A 21,046-nucleotide genomic window follows, 5' to 3' on the forward strand; every position below is an offset into this window, starting at 1 on the left:
TTATCTAAGTTATTAATTGAAAGCAGTAGCTAAATTCCCTTCGCGTTGGTCTTTCAAGTGCTGTTGATAGTTCGCTTCTTTCTGAGCCGGTGTGATAGGTTGTATAACCTGACCGTTCTTGAGGCTCTGCACACCTTCGATGATAATTTTGTCTCCTGCGTTCAAACCGGAAGTAACGAGATATTCTTTCCCGTTATCCAGGTTGAAGATACCGATTTCCGTATATTTCACGGTGTTGTCCGGTTGCAGGACGTAAACGAACTTTTTATCCTGGATTTCTACTGTTGCAGACTGCGGAATGCTGATAACATTTTCCATTGTGTAAGGAATCAGCACGTTTGCCGTACCGCCACTACGTAGGATGTGTTCTTTGTTCGGGAAGATAGCGCGCATACTTACAGAACCGGTAGTCTGGTCGATAACCCCTGTGATTGCATCCACTTTACCTTCAATATTATATTCAGTACCGTCGATCAACTGCAATTTGATAGCCGGTATTTTGCTGATTTCTTCTTTGATAGTGCTTCCGGACTTGGTCATTGCCAACAGCTCTTTTTCTGTCATAGAGAAATATACATATACTTCATCAATTTCAGAAACGGTAGTCATCGGCGTAGCGATAGAAGGGCTGACCAATGCTCCCAAACGATAAGGGATATTGTTGATAACCCCGTCAGAAGGGCTTTTCACCTGTGTGAAAGAGAGGTTCTGCTGAGCAGAAGTCAACTGTGCCTGTGCTTGGGCCAATTGTGCCTGAGACTGTGCCAATGTATTTTCGGCCATTGACAGGTCGTAGTCACTGATGATGTTTTTCTTGTTCAGCTCGCGTTTGTTATCCACTGTGATTTGTTGGGTGCGTACGGCTGCTTCGGCTGTAGCAACGGCTGCTTTGGCAGTACGTACGGCTGCTTCATATTGAGTCGGGTCGACAATGAACAAAACTTGTCCTTTGTGTACACTTGCTCCTTCGTCAACACACAGTTTGGTGATGAAGCCGGACACTTGCGGACGGATCTCTACATCTTGTTTACCTTTAATGGTAGCTGGATAAGCTGTCGTTAAATTTGCAGTTGACTTCTGTAATTCTTGTACTGCATATTCTGGGACTTTTCCGGTGTCATTACCCTTATTGCCGCAACTGGACAGAAGGGCCAAGCAAAATGCAAATAAAACAATTCTACTTTTCATACTTCTCATTTATCTGTTTTTTAAAATTATGCGTTTTGTTGCACGTGTGTCATTCTCTTGTATAAAGGGGGGATTTAAGGAATGAAAGCCGGAAACTAATTCTGTGAAATCAGTTTCCGGCTGCAAAAGTACAGTAATTTCGGTATTCTTGTACTCTGATACCGTGTTTTTTAACTATGTTTTTTACTTCATTACTTCAGTTTATGCGATACGGGTGACATGATGAAACTGAATTCATAATCCTGATAAGGAAGACGATACTTTTCTAACGGTATAGCTCCCCAACTGTTGACGCATGCCAACCCTGTCTGTACTTTGTCAATGCAGAAGTTTGTAAAGTTTGCTTTTTCAACTTCCGGCGAGTGACGTTGGTCTTTTGCATCACCGTCATCCAGTGATTCGATAGTGTAGTTCAGTGCAGAAGCAGAGAACGGAGCTTCAGAAACGAACTGCAAACCGTTACCTCCGATGTTCAGCAGTCTCCACCAGCGGATATCAGTTTTCGTTCCGGTTTCCTGCGGACGGATATACGGATAGAATTGCTCTTCTACCGTCTGGCGGTATTTACCTATCATGGCGCCGTGGTTACGGTCGGAGTAGTTCTCGCCCGGACCGCGTCCGTAATATTCTATCTCGTTGAAAGTAAGAGGCATACGAAGTTGCATGCCAAAACGGAACATTTCAGAAACTTTCTTGCTCTTGTCGGCTACCATTTTCTGGGTAACCTTCACTGCTCCCTTATTATTGATAGTATAAGTGAGGAATAACTTGCCGCCTACCGATTTCATGTCGTATTCTGCACGAACCACAGCCTGGTCGTTTTCGATGCCGTGTTTCAGAGACGTAAGTTTCAGTTCCGGGTTCTTCCAAACCGCATATTTGCGTTGTAAGCCTGCTCCGAAATCGTTGTCGGTCGGCGCACGCCAGAAGTTGGGAGTCAGTTCGCTGCCATCTTCCATCATCTGCATGCCATTCACGTCATAGCGGCAGAGGTAGCCGTTTTGCTTGTTGAAATCCATGGAGAAGTTTTCACCTTTAACAATCAAGTAGTAACGGTCGTTGTCCAGGATACTGGGCACGGTGATTGCAAGATTGGTGGTTTGTACGTTTTCCAGTTTGAGTTCCGGTGCTTTGTAGTCGCGGATACTTAACTGGTCATAAGCGACGGTAGTTCCTGCCGGCAACAATGTTTCTGCGGCTTTCAGTTTATAGCTGACGTTGAGCAGCAGTTCCTTGCAAGGACAGATATTCTTCGTGTCAATCGGAAGCTGCACTTTTACAGTTTGTTGAGGCGCTACTTTCAGGTCGGATACAATGCCTGTCTGCATCACTTCCCCGTTTGCCAGTAATTGCCATTCCATGTAGTATGAAGACAGGTCGCGGAAGAAGTTTTCGTTGAAGATGTTGATTTCACCTTTAGCGAGGTCGGCAGGAGTAGTCCAGATGTCCTGGTAGAAATAAGCTACTTCGTAAGCATGCGGATTAGGCACGCGGTCAGGGCTGATTAAGCCGTTGTCGTTGAAGTTGTTGTCCGAACCGTCATATTTGTTGAAGTCGCCGCCATAGCCGTAAATATCTACTCCGTCTTTGTTCTTCCAGTGGCAAGACTGGTCTACAAAGTCCCAGATAAATCCGCCTTGGTATTTCGGATACTTGCGGATGATGTCCCAGTATTCTTTGAATCCGCCTTGTGAATTACCCATAGCGTGTGCATATTCGCACTGAATCAACGGTTTTTGAATATCGCCTTCGCAATATTTGATACAACCTTCATAACCTAGATACATCGGGCAATAGATGTCTGTAAATTCGCTGGTACGTGCTTGTTCATACTGTACTGCACGTGTCTTGTCTTCGTTTTTAATCCAAGTGTAACATTTCTCAAAGTTCGGTCCCATGCCGGCTTCATTACCCAGTGACCAGAAGATGATAGACGGGTGGTTGTAGCTGCGTTGTACGTTGCGCTGGTTACGTTCCATATGAGCTTTGGCGTAACTGGGGTTCTTTGCCAGTGTCTGGTCTCCATATCCCATACCATGAGATTCCACGTTGGCTTCGGCTACTACATAGATACCGTATTGGTCGCAAAGGTCATACCAACGGTTGTCGTCCGGGTAGTGGCAGGTACGTACGGCGTTGATATTAAGTTCTTTCATGACTTTGATATCTTGCAGCATACGTTCGAGGGAAACTACATAACCGCCGTCCGGATCCATTTCGTGGCGGTCGGCTCCCTTGAAGAGTACCGGCTGGCCGTTAACGAGTATCTGTCCGCCTTTCAATTCAATCTTGCGGAAACCAACCTTCACAGGAATTACCTCTACTGTGCTGTTGCCGTTTTTCAGGGTAGCAGTCAGTGTATAAAGGTTAGGCGTTTCAGCCGTCCATTTGGCAGGATTGGAGATATTCAGTGTGGTGTTCAGCTTGCCTGAACCTTTTAGGTCGGCGGTAGCTACACTGTTGCCTTGGGCATCTGTCAGGTCTAAAACCACTGTGCCGTTTCCTTTCAGGTCAACAGCGATATTCAGCGTAGCATCTTTATATTGGCTGTCCAAATCGGGCGTTACACGAATGTCCTGAATATATTTCTTGTCGCGTGCGTAAAGATAGCAATCACGTCCTACACCGGAGTAGCGGAAGAAGTCCTGGTCTTCCAGGTAACTGCCGTCACACCAGCGGAATACCTGGAAAGCAATCACATTCTTACCCGGTTTCAGATAGCTGGTCAGGTTGAATTCGGCTTCCAGTTTGCTGTCTTCGCTATATCCTACATAGCGTCCGTTCACCCAAAGGTACATATTGGAAGTGACCGAACCGAAATGGGCAAAAATCTCTTTTCCTTTCCAGTCGGCAGGAACGATGATTTCTTTCCGGTAAGAGCCTACATGATTGTTTTCTGTCGGAACGTACGGCGGATTGTTCTTGAACTGGCTTCTCCAGGCATATCCTACATTTACATAGATAGGGTCGCCATAGCCGTTCAGTTCCCATACGCCGGGCACTTGAAGGTCGTCCCAGCCTTTGTCGTTGAAATTAGTCTGGTAAAAGTCGGTCGGACGTGCTTCGGCATGTCTCACCCAGTTGAATTTCCAAAGACCGTTCAGAGTCATGAAATTCGCGGAATTTTCTTTGATACCGGCTTTAGCTTCATCAGCCGATGTGTAAGCAAAGTAGTTAGTGTGCATAGCGGAGCGGTTTACGGAATTCACTTCCGGGTCTTTCCACTCATTGAAGCTTTGCGCTTGAATTGCTGTCAGTCCCAATGCAGCCAAGCAGCAGGAGAGTAGTTGTTTCTTCATGGGTTTTTTGTATTAGGTTTGAATTTCGGGAGCCAAAGATAAGGATTATTTTAATGAGTGAAGGGCAAAAAATCATTCAATTAAGGCTAGTTTTTAATAAATTAAGCATGTTGTCGGTATTAATCTATGCTTATGGAAATAAAAAAGACGTGAGATACTGTTCTGTCTAAAAGTAGAAACTGTATCTCACGTTCAATAAAGCTAGTCGTTAGCTCTCAGGTATATCAGATTTTATGCTGCGGGATCGGGATCCGGAGTTTCACCGCTATCATCACTATCCGGGTTCTCGGGATTACTTCCGCCATTATTTCCCGAAGAAGCATTGCTGCCGTTTCCTTCCGTCTTTTTAATGCTGACTTTTTCCAACATTTCTTTAAACTTATATCCCGGAGTAAACACGATTTTCACCCGTTGGATGGTGTCGGCATCTACCTTTTCTTCCGTATCCTGACTTTTACAGCTCATTCCCGGACGGAAGCAGCCGAAATCACCTAATTGCACCGACAACCCTTTATTCAGGTTTGTGTTCAGCGCATCAATCAGCGCGTCAATCACGTGCTTCACCGCACCCTCGGGAATCATACCGAACATGGATACTTCCTTGCATAAATCTCTGAAATCTACCGTATTGGTAATAACATTCTGTGCTACATACTTTTCAGCCTTTGTCTTGTCAAAGCCGAAAACTCTTTTCTTGACAACATACTTCAGTGCCATAATCTTTCTTTTTTAATAGTTAGTTAATCTGTTTTATTCTTGTTTTGTGATCACGACGCAAAGGTATGTGTTCTGAAATTCATGGGCAAGGAAAAAAAGAAATGTGCGTTCATAAATTAATTAATTGATAAAATCAGAATCTTAATTTAATCCCTGCATTCATGACGAAGCCGTCAAGCGGCGCATAAATATCCCTGAATATAGGGTTGGATATGCTGCCTGTGTATATAGTATCAAAACGGGTTTGGCGTCTGTCCGTGAAGTTCTCAAAGTTGGCATATAAAGAAAACATCTCCCATATTTTCTCAATCATAAAGCCGCATACCACATACTGTTTCCCTTTCAATCCGTCTCCTAATTTCTGCGGGCTAAAGTAATATGCCTCTAAACCGATTTTCCATTTATCCTCTACCTCATACATCAAAATGCTGTTCAACCGGTGCTTGGGAGTTAATATATTCTCTTGTCTTATACCGCTTTCTTTCGTACCGGTATCGGTAAATGTATATCCTAGATATAGATGGAAATCTTTATATCCGATTTTTACGTTCGTTTCTCCGCCTTTGCTATCTGTATTGCCGGTTATGTTGTTAAGTCTGTAAAGCCCGTCTGTTGTTGATTGCAGCAAGAGAGGATTGTCGAGATAGGTATAAAAGAATAGTTGGTTGACACTGAATGTGATATTGCCGTCACAGAATGAAGTTACATAGTTAAAGTCTATGTTTAACCCGTAACTCCTTTCCAGTTTATTCTTATCCTTGTCAATCGGTAATACATTTTGATATTGAAGCCTTTCGCTATCTTCTGTAAAGATAGTAGGTGCTTTATAGCCAAATCCACCACCGAGCCGGGATGAAAATTTGTCAGTTATCTTGAAGTGAGCGGAGACACGTGGGAGTATGGCAGTTCCATAATCAGGAACATAATCCGTCCTTAATCCTGTTTCCAGATGAAGCCACTCCGTCGCTTCCCAGTTGTTCTGTACGAAAGCTCCCATTATTGTTTGGTTATAGTCTCTTAGTTGAAAATCAGCCAGTCTCTTTTCGTCAAACTTATCCGTCCATAAATTCAGTCCGGCTACCCATTCCGTTTTTTGATTCGTATGCGTGTATGATAGCTCACTGAATGTAGATATTTGAGTACCTTCGAAAGAATAACTTGGTACACCTATATTTCTTTTGAAATAAGTCACGCTATTCTTAAAGTCCAATCTGTCTTTTTCATTAAATCTGTGCCCGAAGGTTAATTGGGTAGAATGTCTTTGTGTCTTATTCTTCTCGAAATAGGAATGCGTATCGTCCCCTTTCCCTTTTATATACTCAATATCTCCACCTTGGCGATTCTCGAACATGGCATTAAGCCCTATGCTCATTTGCGTGTTTTCTGTTAAATAGAGGAATAATTTAGGATTAAAGACATATCTGTCAAATTGGGGTATTGCTGTGAAGCCCGTATCCGAAGGGTCGTAAGCCCAGTTCCTGTTATAAGAAGCAAAGATGGTTGTGCCGACCTTCTTGAATCGTTGCCCGTAAAATCCGCTCACGTCCAGACCTTTGCCTGATGTCCCGTTGAGGTGCAGGCTTAAGTCCCGCTTCTCTTCGGGAGTTTTTGAGATGAGGTTGATTAATCCGGCTATTGCTCCGCCGCCATACAAGGTAGATGTGGAGCCTTTGATAATTTCAACCTGCTTCAAGTCGAGGGGTGGAGTTTGTAATAGCCCCAGTCCGCTTGCCGCACCTGCAAAAACGGGGAATCCGTCTTTCAATATCTGTGTATATCTGCCATCCAAGCCCTGTATGCGTATAGCTGCGTTTCCTGATGTTGCAGAAGTCTGTTGTGTGATGATACCTGTACTTTCGTTTAGTAACATACGGATATCTCCCGGTTTCATACTCCCTTTCTCTCCAAGCTCTTCGCTGGAGATGAACTCAACTCTGGTGGGTATGTTTTGAATGCTTCGTGTCCCTCTGGTTGATGAAATGATTACCTCTTCCAGCATTTCTTCATCTTGCTCCAAAAGAATCTCTACCGGAGCGGTTGAAGAGAGGGGGAACGAAAATGATTTTGTTTCAGACTCATAGCCTAAATAGCTGAATGTAATATGTTGTACTCCGTCAGGTATGTTTGAAATAGTGATTATTCCGTTTTTATCCGAACTTGCTCCATTGGTCGTTTTGCTAAGGACAGCGTTTACACCAATCAGTATTTCTTTACTTTTTTCGTCTTTAACGATTGCTTTAAATGTATTTTGCGCCAATGCATTTTGCACTAACAATGTAAATATTGCTAGTATTATAATTCTTATGTTCATATTTCTATTATTGACAATTTACCGTTGCACACTTATCCGCAGTATGAATAAATACGCAACAAACCTACGCTGAAGTATAATCTTCACCGTCGTGTGAATTAAATAATTGGTTATATCTCCATAGAAGAGATATCTTGAAATAAATTCTTAAAGATTCATTATCTTGGGTGGTTGCCAAATGGAAGATGAGAACTGCGGAATCAGTTTCTCTTTGTAAAACGAAAGGGGATTATCATTGAACTGAATGATTACGACAAATGGTGAATGAAACAGTTCGGGTGCAGGACAGCCCGTGCAAGTGTTACAATGTAAGAAAGGAGAACAACAATCTGTACAGGAACATCCGTCGTCATCAGGGCATGTTTCTTCCTGCGTGTCATTTTTGCATTGGAATAAACATTCGTCTTTCAAAAAACAGGGAGCTGTTGACAACAATAGCACCCATAAAGCCATTATGTAAGACAAATATTTCATATATAAACTCTATACAATTTTAATTCGGGCGCAAAGTTACTGCTTTATATTTGATGAACAATATGTATCGTACTTTTCTTCTATCTTTTTCGCATACACTACCTGCTTGCCTGCTCCATAACGAATCAGCACACCACGTTCAATAAAAGCATTTAGTTCACTAAGTGCACGTTTCTTGTTGTGTCCCGTCAACCGGCTGTAGTCGGTTCGGGTTATACAGGGATATTTTTTGAGATGCTCATTGATTATTGTCAAGCATTCTTCTTCACTGCGTCCTTCCCCGTGGGGGCGGGTAGTTGACTCTCCACGTTCCGGCCTTATTTGCCAGCCTACCTCTTTCTTGAATTGTTTGCCTGCCCGAAAGTTGACATTCTTCAGTTTGATGGATTGCGCGTGTACGTCTTTTTTGTCCATGACAGGCGGTCCCTGTAAGGATACGGAGAAATACCCGATGTCTCCCAGTTCTACAATCCAGCCGTTGGCAAGTAAATCTCTCAGTTCGTTTTGGAAAGACTGCATGGCACCTGCCAACAAACTGCGGCTTATTCCTGTAAACTTGTGTACCCGATCCAGAAATTCTTCCTGATCGACAGTACCCTTGAAAACCACACGGGGATGAAGCGGTTGCTCTTCGCCTGTCTGTTGGATATCTGGTGTCTTGTAAAGGTCGTAATGTATGCTCATATTCGTATTTATTTTGTGTTAGTACATGGATATATCCATTTGCCTGGTCGGATATACTTTGCTTGTTATTTTTATTTCGTTCCACTATAGTTTCTCTTTCGTCCCACTACAATGTTCTGTAAGGAAAACTATAGTGCTCTTTGCGGAACACCATAGTGGAACGAAAAAAGAAGAGACAACAAAGGTAATTACTTTGGGCAAGAAAACTAATTATATTAGCAGGAAAAAGAAATAAAAACTTCATTGAGATTGTTTATTACCCTAAGCTACTCTTTCGTTTTTTAATAAATTAGCTAGAAAGTGTGGTGTTTATTGGATAAGAACGCTTATTTTTGCAGCATGTTACAGTTTGAGAATCAAAAGATAAAACAAATAGTCCGCAAGGCGCTTCCGGTAGTAACGCTGGTAGCTATGTTATACTCCTGCGCCAGTATCGGGCGACCGGACGGGGGACCTTATGATGAGACTCCACCCCGTTTCATTGGCAGTACCCCTGCTGCCGGTGCATTAAATAATGAAAGGACGAAAGTCTCTTTGCAATTTGACGAATTTATAAAGTTGGAGAAAGCGACTGAGAAAGTGGTTGTTTCTCCACCTCAGATACAGCAACCCGAAATCAAGGCTTCCGGAAAGCGGATACAGGTGAACCTGCTTGATTCTTTGAAACCGAACACTACCTACACCATTGACTTTTCGGATGCTATTGTCGATAATAATGAGGGTAACCCGTTGGGTAACTTTGCATTTACCTTTTCTACCGGTGCACAGATCGATACGATGGAAGTGTCGGGAACAGTACTTGATGCCTCTAATTTGGAACCTATCAAAGGCATTCTTGTCGGACTGCATTCTAACCTGAACGATTCGGCTTTCAACAAGTTACCTTTCGATCGCGTGGCACGCACGGACAGTCGTGGACGATTTTCTATTCGCGGCATAGCTCCCGGCAAGTACCGTATTTACGGATTGATGGATGCCGATCAGAATTTTACTTTCAATCAGAAGAGCGAGGTGATTGCTTTTCATGATTCGCTGATTATCCCCCGCATGGAAGAACGTACCCGTATGGATACAGCTTGGGTGGACTCGCTGACTTATGATACGATTGTAGAGAAGAAATATATGCATTATCTGCCGGACGATGTGATTCTCCGGGCCTTCAAGGAACTGAATTATTCGCAATACCTTATCAAATCCGAAAGACTTGTTCCGCATAAATTTACTTTCTATTTTGCAGGTAAAGCAGACACTTTGCCTGTACTGAAAGGATTAAACTTCGACGAAAAGGATGCTTTTATCATCGAGAAGAATCAGCGGAACGATACGATTCATTATTGGGTAAAGGATTCCTTGCTCTTCAAACAGGATACGCTTGCCATGAGCCTGACTTATCTTTATACGGATACCTTGAATCAGCTAGTGCCCCGCACGGATACTTTGAACCTGGTTTCGAAACAGAAGTATAAGAAAGACGATCCGGAAAAGGAGAAGAAGAAAAAGAAGAAAAAGAAAGACGAAGAGGACGAACCGGAACCGACGAAATTCCTGCCGGTGAATGTCAGCGCGCCTTCATCAATGGATGTATATGGATATATCTCTCTTAACTTTGAAGAACCTATCGCCAGCTTTGACAGTGCGGCCATTCATCTGCGGCAGAAAGTGGATACGCTTTGGCAGGATATACCATTCGAGTTTGGACGGGATTCTCTGAATCAGAAGAAGTTTAATCTGTATTATGATTGGGAGCCGACTTTTGAATATGAGTTTGAAGTAGATTCTACAGCTTTCCACGGTATATATGGCTTGTTTACCGATAAGATAAAACAGGGATTCAAGGTACGTAGTGAAGATGAATATTTCACGCTTCATTTCAACGTGACAGGAGCTGATTCTCTGGCATTCGTCGAACTGCTTGATGCGCAAGACAAGGTAGTCCGTAAGCGGAGAGTGGAGAAGGATGGAATGGTTGATTTCTACTTCCTGAATCCAGGGAAATATGCAGCCAGACTGATTAACGATACGAATGGAAACGGAGAATGGGACACGGGAGACTTTGCGAAAGGTTTGCAACCGGAGGCAGTTTTCTATTATCCGACAATATTAGAGTATAAAGCGTTGTGGGATGTGACACAACCATGGGATATTCATGCGACCCCTGTAGATAAACAGAAACCGGATGAGCTTAAAAAACAAAAACCAGATGAAGACAAGAAGAAAAAAGATAGAAATAATCAGAACAGGCGCCGTTAGCTTTCGTCGTTGCTTGATTATCGGAGCCGTGGTATTACTGATGGGAATTTTCGCCCTTCCCGCCAATGCCCAATGTGAGGCGAAGAACGAGGCGTTTCAAACCGGCGAACACGTGATGTACGATTTGTACTTCAACTGGAAGTTTGTCTGGGTGAAAGCCGGACTTGCCAGCCTGACGACCAATGCGACTACTTACCACTCGGAACCTGCTTTCCGGATGAACCTGCTCGCTTTGGGCAGTAAACGGGCGGATTTCTTTTTCAAGATGCGTGATACGCTGACTTGCGTGATTGGCGAGAAACTGGAGCCGCGTTATTTCCGTAAAGGAGCCGAGGAAGGGAAACGATATACTGTGGATGAGGCTTGGTTCTCGTATAAGGACGGTCTTTGCTTTGTCAACCAGAAACGTACGTACCGGGATGGAGCGTTTGATGAATCGGAAGCAAGTGACAGTCGTTGTATATATGATATGTTGAGTATTTTGGCTCAGGCACGTTCTTACGACCCTGCAGATTATAAGGTGGGAGACAAAATCAAGTTCCCAATGGCTACGGGACGTAAGGTGGAAGAGCAGACGCTTATCTATCGTGGAAAGGAAAATGTAAAAGCCGAGAATGGGGTTACTTATCGTTGCCTGATTTTCTCGTTAGTCGAATACGATAAGAAAGGGAAAGAAAAAGAAGTCATTACTTTCTTTGTGACGGATGACTTGAACCATCTTCCGGTTCGTCTGGATTTGTTCCTGAACTTTGGTTCGGCAAAGGCGTTCCTGAATGATGTTCGGGGAAATCGGCATCCGATGACTTCTATTGTTAAATAAGTAGAGAATTAGGTACGGATTTTGCGGATTACACAGTTTCAATTAAATAAAAAATGTGTAATCCGCGAAATTCATACCTAAATGGATAGCTTTACAATCTGCTTTAACTTCTCTTTTATTCTTCTACCTCAAAAGGAACTTTCTGATCTTTTCTGAATACGCTGGATTCGAAAGTTGCAATCAAATCCCCATTTTGATTGGTAATATCTACCTGATAGCAACCTGTGCTTCGTCCGATATAACGCTCGCGTGCTTCGGCATAAAGAGTATCGCCCGGTCCGCTGGCACGTACGAAGGTGATGGTGGATGAAAGTGAGAAAGCAAGTGTGCCATGTGAATTGGCAGCCGCAGCAAGTGCAAGGTCGGCCAACGTAAAGATGGCTCCGCCCTGTGTTCGTGCTCCTGCGTTCAGATGTTCGGGCTTTATTTCCAACTTGGCTTTGCTGTACCCTTTTCTTACTTCCAGCAGAACTATACCTGCGTTTTCGGCGAATACGTCATTCTTAAAAAACTCTTGTGGGGTCATCGTATTTGTATGTTTGAAAATTCTTATTATTCTAAATAAATGTGCGGCAAATATAGTTGTTTTTTGCTATACGGTCTAATAATGTGATATTATAAAATAATCAGACAAGCCTTGCGTTATTTTAATACCGATATGAACGTAGAATTCTATCAATATAAAAAGTATTTGGGGGTTCCTTTTAATTCTATTGTTTTAGATAAAACTTTAGAAGTAAATCTTTGGGGTGCACTTGGGCAAACATTTCCAGCATAAATGTTTATCATTCCTGGTACAGTACCAACACCCCCAGTTTCATCTACATACGATAAATCTCTTGTAGAAAGTTTGAATTCTACGATTTTATGCTCCCCAGGGTTAAGATTTACCTTTTTAAAACGGACTAATTGGCAAAGTGGAGCCTCTTGTGCAATTGCTTTATGGGATAAATAGAGTTGTATAACCTCTTCACCTGCACATCTACCTGTATTACTTACTTCAACTTTAACACTTAAGGTATCACCAATCTGTGCTTCTACAGGACATAGTAATTTATTATATTTAAAAGAAGTATAACTTAGCCCATATCCAAAAGGATATAACACATCTTTATCAAAATAACGATATGTTCTGTTCGCCATAGAGTAATCTTCTATAGAAGGTATATCCGTATCAGAATGATAAAAAGTAACAGGCAATTTTCCGGATGGATTATAACGTCCAAATAGAATATCCGCTAAAGCAGTACCAGTGGCTTGTCCTCCATACCATGCCTGAATAATAACTGGTAAATTTTCTGCTTCCCAATTGAAAGCCATAGCACCACCAGACATACAGATAAATATCATTGGTTTACTCAATAGATTCAGTTTTTTCATTACCTCAGTTTGGATAGATGGCAAATTGATGGTAGTTCTATCACCTCCCACAAATCCTTCAAGTCCTCCTGCATCTCCCTCTTCACCTTCTAACATTGGAGATATACCACCAGCATAAATAATTAAATCAACATCCTTATATTTATCTGCAAATCGTTCCAAATCTATGCCCTCATTCAATTTAATAAAGTCAGATATCGAATCATATACAATCTCAATCCCTTTTTCTGCACGTAAAGCGTCCAAAAGAGTTACATTCTTACTAGGAATACCATTATAGTTACCAAGTTGCGTTATTTGGTTATTAGCATTAGGACCTATGAGGGCTATTTTTTTTGTTTTAGACGACAATGGAAGTGTCTTCTTGTCATTTTTCAACAAAACCATTGATTGGCGAGCCATCTTAAGTGCTTGTTCTTGATGCGAGTGAGATTCAAGTACATCATAAGATATGTTTGAATAAGGCACCTTACTTGGAGGATCAAACATGCCTAAACGGAAACGTATTTTCAAAAGATTTCTTAAAGAGATATCAATTTGCTCTTCAGTGATCAGTCCTGCATTAACAGCTGCCGGTAATGAACGATAAGTATCCCCGCATTCCAGGTCTGTTCCATGTAATACAGCATCTGATGAAGCTGAAATAGAATCTTTATGCGTTTTGTGTCCATATAGAAAATCCGTAATAGCCCAACAATCTGAAGTTATATATCCCTCAAATTTCCAATCATGAAGTAGAATTTTTCTCAATAGCAGGTTGCTTCCACAGCAAGGCTGACCGTTGAAGCTGTTATAGGCACACATAACTCCTGAAACATTTGCCTCTTTTATTAATCTATAAAAAGCAGGTAAATAGGTATCGCGTAAATCATGGTCACTGGCAGTCGCTTCAAATTTATGCCTTAATGGCTCCGGTCCACTATGAACTGCAAAATGTTTGGCACATGCAGATACCTTTAAATAATTAGGATCATTTCCCTGTAATCCTTTAACCATTGATATTCCCATTTCAGATGTAAGATATGGATCCTCACCGTATGTTTCATGTCCACGTCCCCAACGAGGATCACGGAATATATTCACATTAGGAGTCCAAAACGTTAATCCGGTATACCTTTTAAGCGTGTTTCCCTTTTTTACAGAAATATTATATATTGCTCTTCCTTCGTCAGAAATCATTTCGGCTGATTTGAATAGTTCTTCAGGATTAAATGAAGCTGCCAGTCCGATAGGTTGTGGAAAAACAGTTACTTTTTCAGTGGATCGCGCTACGCCATGCAAACACTCATTCCACCAATTATAATCAGGAATTCCCAAACGCTTTATTCCTTTAGAAGTATGCGTCATTTGAGATACTTTTTCTTCTAAAGTCATACGAGATATCAAATCATTAACACGTTCGTCAATGGACAAATCCGTGTTTAGATAGGAAGGAATAATCTGAGCTTGTGACGAAGTCGTCATCATTATCATTCCAAACAATAACAATCTAGTAAAATATTGGCTTTTCATTTTTTATAATTTATAAAATTGGTTTAAATATAAAGGTAAGTAAAAACGTTCTTCAACTCCTGTCTTCAATCAACTTAAAGAATAAATTAGAACTTCTGAAGAGTATTTTGTTAATGAAACCAGAGAGCTAGTCCGTCAGTTTCGTTACATCTATACTTGGTTTCGGATAGTTTCTGGAAGCGATGTAGTCCTTCGTTTCCTCAATCATCTTTGGCGTAATCTCAAAATCATAGTTGCCATAGTCGCCTACGTGAAACTTTCCGGTCTCGAAGAACCCCCATGCGTCAAAGAAATCGGTAAGGTCTGTTTTCAGGAAGTCACAACAAAGCTTGACATACTCATACATATTATGAATGGACGTATTACCCGTACCTTTGTGCGGATGATTGCGTAAATGCTCCATTAAGTCAGCATAGAAATCTTTATAATCTATCTTGTTGGCATAGATTTGAATCTGCCAAAAAGGGATCAACTTGTGAAAAGGATCTTTCACACTCATTATAAACTGTTTCTCGGGTGCATTGAGCACCTTACTGAAAGCAGCTTCGTAAATATGACGCTTACTCAAACGGCTGGAATCACCCAAACTCATCGTGCCATACATGGAGAAAAGGTTATTACTCACCTCCGTCATGCCGCCCCAAGTGAGCCAAGGAGACATCTGCATCACATGGCCTATTTCATGGTGAATACCCCAGTTCGTAACTACCTCTGGACCTATGGCCGATTTCATAGTGCCGTCGGTACCCTCGAAAGCTACGCCGTCACCATCACGGAACATAAAATAGTTAAAGTTAACACGTGCTAAGATACGCTTCTTAGGAATACGATTGTACTTTGTAGCACCTGAGAAGTCGTATTGTGCCTGCATTACTTTATCATAATTCTCTGATAGTTCCTTACCCTTGCCATAAGCCAATTTCTTCAGTTGAACCACAGGATAGGCAATCTGCATATATTTGGACTTCACATCCATAATAGGGCTGACTGCATTATCCAACAGACGATTCCAGTCATCCTCGCCCTGCACAGTGGCATCAAAATAGCCATTTTCTTTACCCGTAACGAAATGAACGGTAATTTCGGGAGCCGTCTCTGGATCATCAACAAAGTAATCTAAATAGACATTACCAGCCTTCTCCACGTAGATGACGTTGACACCCTCGTGCAAAGGAATCTCCTGCTTCTTCAATCCCCAACCTTCGGGGTCCTTAGTCGGTGCATAACCGGGAGTGGGCTGACGCATCCAGTCGGGAATAAGCAATCCAACATTGCGCCCATGTAGATCACCTACCAATACCACATTCTCACCCTGCTCCAGATAAACACCGGTGATATTTTCATAGCGGCTGTAACCACTGTAGAGTTTCATCTTTTGTTCCAATACTTTATTGGAGGGAACTGGTTTGTAGGATTGTAGCAAGTATCGTGACTGGTAAGTACCGTCAAGCAGTTTACTCGCCAATTCTTTCATCAACGGTGTGCTGAAGACCTTCAATTGTTTACTTTTGAAACCTTCGGGAAGCGAAGACCCTGTCCAGTCAGTGAAGTGTTCCAAGTCCTTGGCTATCTGTTGTGTGGAATAAGAGCTAATCTGCGCATAAAGCAAACTACTTATGCTACATAAAACAGTAACAGTCCAAACTCGTAATGTTCTCATATTTTTTTATTTTAAGATTCTCATTTTTAAAAGCAACCTCCCTAATCATATCATTCTTTACAACTAGTTTCAACAACGACTTTAGCATTTTATCATTAAGAAAGGTGAACAGAAAATTACTCTTTAATATCAACAGTGCAAAATTAAGCAATATATCATCATTGCATGGGATATATCATCCATTTAAGGGGGCAATAATGTATAATGCTACTCTTCCTCTCTGTTTAACATTTCCAACTTCGGTTTACATTATCAGAAGCCTTTCTTTTATAACCTCCCTCCTCTTTACCTATAAATGTTAAAATCAAGTAAACAAGACAATCTCCTCCCCACAAAGATACAATTTCTCCCCTTCTACATAAAAAAAAGCATTATGTTTGCCCTATCAAAAGATCTAAATGTTCATTGAAGCTAACTTATATATTAATATAAAAAATGACAATGAAAAACAGTATCACTTTTCAACTAACAAAAGCTATTCTGCCTTTTTCTTTTCTTCTTTACACAATATCTATTCATGCTGAAGTTGTAAAGCCCAATATAGAAAAAGAAGCAGTAGCAGTTGAGCAGCAAAGTAAAGCAAACAGTAAAAGGAAGAAAGTAAAAATATAAAAGTATTATATATGAAATTTAGATTTGCATTAACGGTATTGATGTCAGTTACTTCTGTATTATCTTATGCGCAAGCCATTCCTAAATATAAAGACGCCTCACAGCCGATAGGAGTAAGAGTACAGGATTTGTTGGACCGTATGACATTAGAGGAGAAAATTGCTCAAATGCGCCATATTCATGCTTACTCAATCATAGAGAATGGAAAGTTAAATAAGACCAAACTGGAGAAAATGATTGACGGACAGAATTATGGGTTCATAGAAGGTATTACTTTACCTGGAAAGGAATGCTTTATCCTGATGAATGAGGTGCAAAAGTATATGCGTGAAAAAACCCGACTAGGAATTCCTGTGTTCACTCTAACTGAATCTTTGCATGGTTCTGTGCACGATGGTTCTACTATTTTTCCGCAAGCCATTGCATTGGGAAGTACTTTTAATCCTGTATTGGCTTATGAAATGACATCTGCCATTGCCAAAGAGTTGAATGCGCAGGGCATTACACAATCTTTATCTCCCGTCATTGATGTTTGTCGTGACTTGCGTTGGGGGCGAGTGGAAGAATGTTTTGGTGAAGATCCTTTCCTGGTATCACGTATGGGCGTATCGCAAGTGAAAGGCTATCTTGATAATCAAGTATCCCCTATGATTAAACATTTTGGTGCTCATGGCACTCCTCAAGGAGGTTTGAATCTAGCTTCTGTGTCGTGTGGACAACGAGAGTTGCTTTCTATCTATTTAAAAACTTTTGAAACTGTAGTAGAGGAAGCTCAACCTTGGGCAGTGATGTCTTCTTATAACTCTTGGAACAATGAACCTAATTCTTCTTCCCACTATCTGATGACAGATCTTTTGCGCGGCCAGTGGGGTTTCCAAGGATATGTATATTCGGATTGGGGAGCGATAGGTATGTTGAATTATTTTCATAAGACCGCTCAGAATAGTGCTGAGGCTGCTATACAGGCTTTGACTGCGGGTCTGGATGCTGAAGCATCAGATAATAGTTATGCCGAGTTGCGACAATTGGTGGAAAACGGAATGTTGGATATAAAGTATATTGATCGGGCTGTGACTCGTATTCTGACGGCTAAGTTTAATATGGGATTGTTTGAATACTCGTTACCTGTAGAAGAAAATTACGATAAAGTAGTACATGCTCCTGCTCATGTGGCATTGGCCCGTAAGATTGCTGAAGAATCAATTGTTCTTCTACAAAATGATAATATACTGCCTTTGCAGATGAACAAACTGAAATCCATAGCCGTGATAGGTCCTAATGCCGACCAAGTACAGTTCGGAGATTATACCTGGAGCCGTGACAATAAGGACGGAATAACATTGTTTGAAGCTCTGAAAGAAAAATGCGGAAATCGATTGACTTTAAATTATGCTAAGGGGTGTGATTTGGTAACAGATGACCGTTCGGGTTTTAAAGAAGCGGTAGAAGCTGCACAAAAGAGCGATGTTTGTATTGTCGTAGTAGGCTCAGCAAGTGCTTCTCTCGCACGTGACTATAGTAATGCTACTTGTGGAGAAGGCTTTGATTTGAGTGACCTGACCTTGCCAGGTGTACAAGAGGATTTGATAAAGTCAGTTCATGCCACAGGCAAACCAGTAATTGTGGTCTTGTTATCAGGAAAACCCTTTGCCATGCCTTGGGTGAAGGAAAATATACCGGGGATCGTAGTACAGTGGTATCCCGGTGAACAGGGTGGACTTGCCCTTGCAGACATGCTTTTTGGCAAAATTACCCCATCAGGTAAACTGAATTATTCCTTTCCGCAGAGCGTAGGTCATTTACCTTGCTACTATAACTATCTGCCTACAGATAAAGGCTTTTACCATAGACCTGGATGTAAGAATAAACCCGGTAAAGATTATGTATTCTCTTCACCGCAAGCGCTTTGGGCGTTCGGACACGGATTAAGTTATACAGATTTTGAGTATCTGTCTGCTATCACCTCAAAGGTTGATTATGGAAAAGACGAAGTGATTGAAGTTACTGTTACTATTCGTAATGCGGGTAATCGTGATGGTCTGGAGGTACCACAAGTATATGTACGTGATCGGGTTTCGAGCGTTGTAATGCCTGTACAGGAACTGAAAGGATTCGAAAAGGTTCTTATTAAAAAAGGAGAAACGGTGCAAGCAAAAATAAGTATCCCTGTAAAAGAACTGGCTCTATATAACAAGAATATGGAGAAAATAGTTGAACCGGGAGTCTTTGAACTTCAGATTGGTCGTGCGTCAGATGATATCCGTATTAAGAAAGTGATAACAGTAGAGCGTGCTTCTGAGAAGTATATCCCTACCTTAAAAGACAAGGAAAAGAATCTGTCATCAGCAAAAAACGTCGTAGCCACCCCAGTAATGGTAAAAGGGACCATACGTGATGTGCAGGCAAATTTGTTGCCCTATGTGACTATTAAGGCAGGGAGTAAAGAAACCGTTACAAACTCGAAAGGTGAATATTCTATCAGCGCTATGTCCACCGATACCTTAACTGTGAGCATGAGCAAATTCAATACTGAGTACATTCCTATTGAAGGAAGACAAGTTATTAATGTAAGAATGTTGAATCAATAAAAAGCTGTCTTTTTCAACTTAAACATAAGTAAGGGGTAATACTTTTACTCATGCTGATCATTGTATATGAAATGTACGGGGAAAACAAAGGATTACAGTACTCGAAACTTCCTACTAAATGGGATAAAGGTAGTTTTTGAGGACTGAATATGATATATGGCACAGGCTGCAAGCAATTAAGACGCTTTCCTGGGAATATCTGTACAAATATGCCCTTTTGGGGAGAAATGTACCAAAATTGTCCCTTAATTGGATTATTTAGGTCGGTCTATTCTTTTTGAATGCACTATTTTTGCCATCAAGAAAATTAATCACTAACAAATAATCCCTGTATTATGAAAACAATTCTTAGCGCGTTAGGACTTTCCCTTTTGATCTTTACGAGTTGCGGTGGACAAAAAAAGGTTGAAGTAGACTTTATCCAGGACAACATCGACAACGCAGTGGCGCAAAACACGATTCAAACGGATATTATCGAGAAATCCGGTAAAATTCTGAATCCGAGAACCATCAACAAAGATGGTAGTATTTCTTATATACCTATTGATGACTGGTGTTCCGGCTTCTATCCCGGCACTATGTGGCTGACTTATAACCTGACCGGAGATCAGAAATGGTTGCCACTGGCCGAAAAATATACGGAAGCTCTCGACTCTGTAAAATATCTGAAATGGCATCATGACGTAGGATTCATGATTGGTTGCAGTTATCTGAACGGATACCGTCTGGCAGGTAAGAATGAATATAAGGATGTAGTGGTGGAAGCTGCCAAATCATTGTCTACGCGTTTCCGTCCGAATGCCGGTGTTATCCAGTCATGGGATGCCGATAGAGGATGGCAGGGAACACGCGGATGGAAATGTCCGGTGATTATTGATAATATGATGAATCTCGAACTGCTGTTTGAAGCAACTGCTTTCTCCGGTGATTCTACTTTTTATAACATTGCCGTGAAACATGCCGATACGACCATGGCACATCATTTCCGTCCGGACAACAGTTGTTATCATGTCGTAGACTATGATCCCGAAACCGGTGAAGTGCGCAAGAGACAAACTGCACAGGGATATGCTGACGAGTCGTCTTGGGCTCGCGGACAAGCATGGGCTCTTTACGGATATACTACCTGCTACCGCTATACGAAAGACAAGAAATATCTCGATCAGGCACAGAAAGTGTATAATTTCATCTTTAACAACAAGAACTTGCCGGAAGATCTCGTACCTTACTGGGACTACGATGCACCGAACATTCCGAATGAACCTCGTGACGCTTCCGCTGCTGCTTGTACAGCTTCTGCTCTTTACGAACTGGACGGCTATCTGCCGGGCAACCAATATAAGGAAACTGCTGATAAGATTATGACAAGCCTGGGCTCACCTGCTTATCGTGCAGAGGTAGGTACTAATGGCAACTTTATTTTGATGCACTCAGTTGGCAGTATTCCTCACGATCAGGAAATTGATGTTCCTCTGAACTATGCCGACTATTACTTCCTGGAAGCATTGATGCGCAAAAGAGACCTTGAAAAGAAATAAATCTCATTGATAT

General features: G+C 41.6%; 13 protein-coding genes. 5 read left to right on the forward strand and 8 right to left on the reverse strand.

The window, feature by feature from the left end; genetic code table 11:
- Nucleotides 1-12: 12 nt before the first annotated feature.
- The 5 genes from RDN93_RS01355 to RDN93_RS01375 all read right to left on the reverse strand — a co-directional run bounded on the left by RDN93_RS01355 (nt 13) and on the right by RDN93_RS01375 (nt 8,673).
- Nucleotides 13-1,188, reverse strand: a complete 1,176-nt coding sequence (locus tag RDN93_RS01355; RefSeq protein WP_308743940.1) for an efflux RND transporter periplasmic adaptor subunit — start codon at nt 1,186-1,188, stop codon at nt 13-15.
- Between the two features lie 191 nt (nt 1,189-1,379).
- Entirely contained in the window at nt 1,380-4,487 is a 3,108-nt protein-coding gene (locus tag RDN93_RS01360; protein ID WP_308743882.1) for a glycoside hydrolase family 2 TIM barrel-domain containing protein, read from the reverse strand.
- Nucleotides 4,488-4,718: 231 nt separating this feature from the next.
- The gene (locus RDN93_RS01365) at nt 4,719-5,204 is read right to left on the reverse strand and encodes an HU family DNA-binding protein (RefSeq protein ID WP_308743883.1); all 486 of its coding nucleotides are present in this window, start codon (nt 5,202-5,204) and stop codon (nt 4,719-4,721) included.
- 133 nt (nt 5,205-5,337) lie between these two features.
- Entirely contained in the window at nt 5,338-7,515 is a 2,178-nt protein-coding gene (locus RDN93_RS01370) for a TonB-dependent receptor (protein WP_308743884.1), read from the reverse strand.
- Between the two features lie 510 nt (nt 7,516-8,025).
- Nucleotides 8,026-8,673: a DNA-binding protein gene (locus RDN93_RS01375; protein WP_308743885.1), complete on the reverse strand. Its 648-nt coding sequence runs from the start codon at nt 8,671-8,673 to the stop codon at nt 8,026-8,028.
- A 339-nt stretch (nt 8,674-9,012) separates the two neighbouring features.
- Here RDN93_RS01375 and RDN93_RS01380 point away from each other — a divergent pair, with 339 nt between their 5' ends.
- Nucleotides 9,013-10,923, forward strand: coding sequence for an Ig-like domain-containing protein (locus RDN93_RS01380; protein WP_308743886.1), 1,911 nt, complete (start codon nt 9,013-9,015; stop codon nt 10,921-10,923).
- Nucleotides 10,874-11,743, forward strand: a complete 870-nt coding sequence (locus RDN93_RS01385) for a DUF3108 domain-containing protein (protein ID WP_308743887.1) — start codon at nt 10,874-10,876, stop codon at nt 11,741-11,743. Before RDN93_RS01380 ends, RDN93_RS01385 begins: the two co-directional genes overlap by 50 nt.
- A gap of 115 nt (nt 11,744-11,858) precedes the next feature.
- Here the strand turns inward: RDN93_RS01385 and RDN93_RS01390 are convergent, their stop codons facing one another.
- The 3 genes from RDN93_RS01390 to RDN93_RS01400 all read right to left on the reverse strand — a co-directional run bounded on the left by RDN93_RS01390 (nt 11,859) and on the right by RDN93_RS01400 (nt 16,295).
- The gene (locus tag RDN93_RS01390) at nt 11,859-12,269 is read right to left on the reverse strand and encodes a PaaI family thioesterase (RefSeq protein WP_175631231.1); all 411 of its coding nucleotides are present in this window, start codon (nt 12,267-12,269) and stop codon (nt 11,859-11,861) included.
- 149 nt (nt 12,270-12,418) lie between these two features.
- Nucleotides 12,419-14,635 carry a glycoside hydrolase family 3 C-terminal domain-containing protein gene (locus tag RDN93_RS01395; protein ID WP_308743888.1) on the reverse strand — a complete coding sequence of 739 codons (2,217 nt, stop codon included), beginning with the start codon at nt 14,633-14,635 and terminating at the stop codon, nt 12,419-12,421.
- Nucleotides 14,636-14,762: 127 nt separating this feature from the next.
- Nucleotides 14,763-16,295 (reverse strand): M60 family metallopeptidase, encoded by a 1,533-nt coding sequence (locus tag RDN93_RS01400; protein WP_308743889.1) that lies wholly within the window; start codon nt 16,293-16,295, stop codon nt 14,763-14,765.
- A 441-nt stretch (nt 16,296-16,736) separates the two neighbouring features.
- Here RDN93_RS01400 and RDN93_RS01405 point away from each other — a divergent pair, with 441 nt between their 5' ends.
- The 3 genes from RDN93_RS01405 (at nt 16,737) to RDN93_RS01415 (ending at nt 21,033) form a co-directional block, all read left to right on the forward strand.
- On the forward strand, nt 16,737-16,907 hold the full coding sequence (locus tag RDN93_RS01405; protein ID WP_308743890.1) for a hypothetical protein: 171 nt from the start codon (nt 16,737-16,739) through the stop codon (nt 16,905-16,907).
- An 11-nt stretch (nt 16,908-16,918) separates the two neighbouring features.
- Nucleotides 16,919-19,495 (forward strand): glycoside hydrolase family 3 N-terminal domain-containing protein, encoded by a 2,577-nt coding sequence (locus RDN93_RS01410; protein WP_374047357.1) that lies wholly within the window; start codon nt 16,919-16,921, stop codon nt 19,493-19,495.
- Nucleotides 19,496-19,830: 335 nt separating this feature from the next.
- Complete coding sequence (locus RDN93_RS01415) at nt 19,831-21,033, forward strand: glycoside hydrolase family 88 protein (RefSeq protein WP_308743891.1); 1,203 nt, start codon at nt 19,831-19,833, stop codon at nt 21,031-21,033.
- The last annotated feature ends 13 nt before the right edge of the window (nt 21,034-21,046 follow it).

The organism is uncultured Bacteroides sp. (assembly GCF_902491285.1).
In the GTDB taxonomy this organism is placed as follows: domain Bacteria; phylum Bacteroidota; class Bacteroidia; order Bacteroidales; family Bacteroidaceae; genus Bacteroides.